The organism is Acrocarpospora macrocephala (genome assembly GCF_009687865.1).
Lineage (GTDB): Bacteria > Actinomycetota > Actinomycetes > Streptosporangiales > Streptosporangiaceae > Acrocarpospora > Acrocarpospora macrocephala.
Genome location: NZ_BLAE01000086.1, coordinates 1 through 4263, shown reverse-complemented (window position 1 = coordinate 4263; position 4263 = coordinate 1). Strand labels below are relative to the sequence as shown.

Annotated in this window: 7 protein-coding genes; 4 read left to right on the top strand and 3 right to left on the bottom strand. The window is 67.5% G+C overall.

The genetic code is table 11. The annotated features are described in order from the left end of the window. The 3 genes from Amac_RS47090 to Amac_RS47080 all read left to right on the top strand — a co-directional run. On the top strand, positions 1-336 hold a 336-nt coding region (locus Amac_RS47090), incomplete at its 5' end, for an acyl-CoA carboxylase biotin carboxyl carrier protein subunit (protein WP_170323013.1). Continuing rightward, positions 336-1244, top strand: a complete 909-nt coding sequence (locus tag Amac_RS47085; RefSeq protein WP_155360965.1) for a hydroxymethylglutaryl-CoA lyase — start codon at positions 336-338, stop codon at positions 1242-1244. The genes Amac_RS47090 and Amac_RS47085, both read left to right, overlap by 1 nt. Beyond that, entirely contained in the window at positions 1244-2395 is a 1152-nt protein-coding gene (locus tag Amac_RS47080) for an acyl-CoA dehydrogenase family protein (protein ID WP_155360964.1), read from the top strand. Before Amac_RS47085 ends, Amac_RS47080 begins: the two co-directional genes overlap by 1 nt. A 72-nt stretch (positions 2396-2467) precedes the next feature. Here Amac_RS47080 and Amac_RS47075 read toward each other — a convergent pair whose 3' ends face one another. Both Amac_RS47075 and Amac_RS47070 read right to left on the bottom strand, forming a co-directional pair. Beyond that, on the bottom strand, positions 2468-2788 hold the full coding sequence (locus tag Amac_RS47075; RefSeq protein WP_155360963.1) for a hypothetical protein: 321 nt from the start codon (positions 2786-2788) through the stop codon (positions 2468-2470). 121 nt (positions 2789-2909) lie between these two features. After that, positions 2910-3104: a hypothetical protein gene (locus tag Amac_RS47070; protein WP_155360962.1), complete on the bottom strand. Its 195-nt coding sequence runs from the start codon at positions 3102-3104 to the stop codon at positions 2910-2912. Between the two features lie 71 nt (positions 3105-3175). Here Amac_RS47070 and Amac_RS47065 point away from each other — a divergent pair, with 71 nt between their 5' ends. Beyond that, complete coding sequence (locus tag Amac_RS47065) at positions 3176-3601, top strand: Rieske (2Fe-2S) protein (RefSeq protein WP_246269146.1); 426 nt, start codon at positions 3176-3178, stop codon at positions 3599-3601. A 165-nt stretch (positions 3602-3766) separates the two neighbouring features. Here the strand turns inward: Amac_RS47065 and Amac_RS54180 are convergent. Continuing rightward, on the bottom strand, positions 3767-4263 hold a 497-nt coding region (locus Amac_RS54180), incomplete at its 5' end, for a hypothetical protein (protein WP_218041708.1).

Sequence of the window (4263 nt, the reverse complement as noted above, 5' to 3'; positions counted from 1 at the left end):
AAATCCCCCCGAGACAACGACACATTGTGGATCGCCTCAGGCGGGACCTGGTCGGTGACCTTGCACCACCCAGGCGATCCGGGTGACCGCGCCGGCGCAAGCCGTACCGGAGATGGCACGGTTCGCAGCCCGATGCCGGGAACCGTCCTCGTGGTGAAAGCCGCCCTCGGGGATCGAGTCCAAGCCGGGCAACCGCTGCTGATCGTCGAGGCGATGAAGATGGAGCACACCGTCACCGCACCCATCGCGGGCACCCTCGCCGAACTCCCCGTCCGCCCCGGCCAGCAGGTCACCATGGACGCGACCCTGGCCGCCATCACTCCCGAGGAGGCCTGATGCACCGCATCGACGGACTACCCGACCACGTGACCATCTACGAAGTCGGCCCAAGGGACGGCCTCCAGAACGAGGCGGCCATCCTCCCGGTCGACGTCAAAGCCGAATTCGTCGAACGCCTCGTGGACGCCGGACTCACCACCATCGAAACGACCAGTTTCGTCCACCCCACCTGGGTCCCCCAACTCGCGGACGCCTCCGACCTGCTGACCCGCCTCGAGCGCCGCCCCGGCATCCGTTACCCCGTGCTCGTCCCCAACGAACGCGGCCTCGACCGCGCCCTCGAACACGGCGTCACCGAGATCGCGATCTTCGGCAGCGCCACCGAGACCTTCGCCCAGCGCAACCTCAACCGCACCGTCGACTCCCAGTTCGAAATGTTCGCCCCAGTCGTGTCCCGCGCCCTGGAAAGCGGCGTCCGCGTCCGCGCCTACGTCTCGATGTGCTTCGGCGACCCCTGGGAAGGCCCGGTGCCCATCGCCCGGGTCGTCGAGGTCGGCATGCGCCTGCTCGACCTGGGCTGCTTCGAACTCTCCCTCGGCGACACCATCGGCGTCGGCACCCCCGGCCACGCCCGCGCCCTCATCGAGTCCTTCCCGTGCGGCCCCGGCCCGCTCGCCGTGCACTTCCACGACACCTACGGTCAGGCCCTCGCCAACACCCTCGAAGCCCTGCGCTGCGGCGTCACCGTCGTCGACGCCGCGGCGGGCGGCATCGGCGGCTGCCCGTACGCGGAGAGTGCCACCGGCAACCTCGCCACCGAAGACCTGGTCTGGATGCTGCACGGCCTAGGCATCGAAACCGGCGTCGACCTCGGCTCCCTGGTCGACACCTCCAGCTGGCTGGCCAGGCGGCTCGGCCGCCCCAGCCCCTCCTCCGTCGTCCGCGCCCTCTCCAAGGAGCCGTGATGCTCACCGACGAATACGATGACCTGCGCAAATCCGTCGAGTCCTTCGCTCGCGAGGTGGTCGCCCCGGTGATCGGCGACTTCTACGAGCGGGGGGAGTTCCCGTACGAGATCATCCGCAAGATGGGCGCGATGGGCCTGTTCGGCCTGCCCATCCCGGAGGAACACGGCGGCATGAGCGGCGACTACTTCGCCCTCTGCCTGGCCTTGGAGGAACTCGCCCGGGTGGACTCCTCGGTGGCGATCACCCTGGAGGCCGGAGTCTCCCTGGGCGCGATGCCGCTGCTCAGATTCGGTACCGACGAGCAGCGGGCCCAATGGCTCCCCGCGCTCGCCGCCGGGGAGAAGCTCGGCGCGTTCGGCCTCACCGAACCCGGAGGCGGCTCCGACGTCCCCGGCGGCATGCGCACCACCGCCACCCTGGACGGCGCCGAATGGGTGATCAACGGCTCGAAGGCATTCATCACCAACGCCGGCACCGCCATCACCGGCTTCGTCGCCGTGGCCGCCATCACCGGCCGCCGCGCGGACGGCCGCCCCGAGATCTCCACGATCATCGTCCCGTCCGGCACCCCCGGCTTCACCTTCTCCGAGAAGTATTCCAAGGTCGGCTGGTCGGCCAGCGACACCCGCGAACTCGCCTTCACCGACTGCCGCGTCCCCGCCGCCAACCTGCTCGGCGAACGCGGCCGCGGCTACGCCCAGTTCCTGCAGACCCTCGACGAGGGCAGAATCGCCATCGCCGCCCTCTCCGTCGGCCTAGCCCAGGGCTGCGTCGACGAATCCCTCCGGTACGCCCGCGAACGTCACGCCTTCGGCCGCGCGATCGGCGGCTACCAGGCCATCCAGTTCAAGATCGCCGACATGGAGGTCCGCACCCACACCGCCCGCCTCGCCTACTACCACGCCGCCGACCGCATGCGCTCCGGCCTCCCCTTCAAGAAGGAGGCCGCCATCGCCAAGCTCGCCTCCTCCAACGCGGCCATGGACAACGCCCGCGACGCCACCCAGATCTTCGGCGGCTACGGCTTCATGAACGAGTACCCAGTCGCCCGCTTCTACCGCGACGCCAAGATCCTCGAAATCGGCGAGGGCACCAGCGAGGTCCAACGCATGCTGATCGCCCGCGAACTCGGCCTCTCCGGCCTCTGACCTGGAACGAACTCGGTGGCAACGGCGGCGGACGCCGCTGAACTAGATCCGCGAAGGCAGATCGGCGCTTCTTCATGTGTCGTCGATCCGGTTGCGGTGAGCGGTCCGGATGGCCAGCACCATGCAGACCGCCGCAGCGACAAGACAGATGAACACGACCGGGTTCACGTACCAAGGCACAAGATCGGTGGCGCCACCATCGTGCCAACGGCACTGATGCCTCAAGGGAAGCCAGGACCAACTGGTCGCTGGGAACGCCAGAGGCTTATCAGCGCAATACTCGCTGGTGGCTCGCAGCTCAAGGAAGCCACCGGCCCAGAAACCATGGACGTAGGTAGCGGCAGCGGTGAACAGCGCCAGAAACGATTTGCCGAAGTAAACGCTGGTCCTCACGCTTGATCGCCCTTTCACACCGCAGTTGGTGCTGTGATCAGTAGAGCGATCCTCCCTTTGTTCAGGGTCCGAGAGGCCCGGCTGCACGAAATCTCGGCAGTCTTTCCCTGAGGACGCCACATCACTGCTTGGCTGTGCCCATGATCGAGACCGGCAACCTCCCTTCTGATCCGGCGGCAGCAATCTGGCCGGGTGGTAACACGCGTTGTTCCTCGGAAGCGGTGAGGGCAGGCAGCGGGATCCAGCGCATGCTGATCGCCCGCGAGCTCGGCTTGGCTTCTCGGCCTGCATTAATAAAGGATGAGAATACGATCAAGACCGCGAGCATGCCCTGGTACGGGTGGTTGGCTGGGCTGGGGGCCAGTTAACCGGATGAAAGGGCATTTCGTGGATAAGAACGTCACGCGTCGGCACGCGATCAGTGTGGCCGCGCTCGCTGGAGCCGGGGTCGCCGTGGCGGCCTGTTCCGGCGGCGGCGACACCACCGCGGCACCCGCGGAACCCGCCGGGTCCTCCGCGCCCGCCGCCGGGGGCGGAGCCCTGACGACCACGGCCGAGGTACCGGTCGGTGGCGGCGTCGTTCTGGGCGAGGTTGTCGTCGTGCAGCCGGAGGCGGGCACTTTCAAGGGCTTCAGCCCGACCTGCACCCATCAGGGCTGCAAGGTGACCAGCGTGGCGGACAACCAGATCGTCTGCCCGTGCCACAGCTCGCACTTCTCCATCGCCGATGGCTCGGTCACCTCGGGCCCGGCGACCCGCCCACTCCCCGAGGTCCCGATCAAGGTAGACGGGACCAACATCACTTTGGCGTAAGCAGGGATACCCCGAGTGCCGCCAAGGTGGACGGGAGCGCCATCACTTTGGCGTACGTGGGATCCTCGCCAAGGCCCGGGACTCTGCCGTACACCTCCGCGTGCTCGGCAGGGCCCCGGGTGGTGTGCTAGGCGGCTAGACCCGTTTTCCGCGCATCGGTGATCTTCAGCGAAGTTGCCGAGGGTCGGTATCGAGGAGGTCGAGCAAGCGGAGTTGAAGGACCGTCGGTTGCGGGATGATCGGCGGGTCCTGGCCGTTTCCAGGGATGATCTTCATGGTGGCCAGCGCGTCGAGGATGAGCCTGCCGGTGGGGATGGCCGGTCGTCCGGCATACAAACCCTCGACTCTGATCTGGCCTTGTTCGGCCAGCGCGTGTCTGACCTGGCGTTCGATGAGGGAGAAGATGAGCAGGGCCAGGCAGATGACGGTGACCAGGGCGGCGATGCGCCGGTTGTTCTTCAGGTAGAGGGCTGCGACGGCCAGGGGGCCTTTGAAGGCGGAGTAGCGGCGTTCGACCGCTTCCTGTCCTTTGTAGAGGGTCAGGACGGTGGCGGTGTCGGCCTGATCGGGGGGCAGGTTGGTGAGCAGGGCGTACCAGCCGTCGGTGGCGGCGTCGGCGTCGATCGCGTCCTGGTCGAAGCTCCAGGCCAGGGTGGGTTTGC

Excerpts from the sequence above, each read along its gene's own strand:
- Amac_RS47085 (WP_155360965.1), top strand. The coding sequence starts at position 336 with ATGCACCGCATCGACGGACTACCCGACCACGTGACCATCTACGAAGTC.
- Amac_RS47080 (WP_155360964.1), top strand. The coding sequence starts at position 1,244 with ATGCTCACCGACGAATACGATGACCTGCGCAAATCCGTCGAGTCCTTC.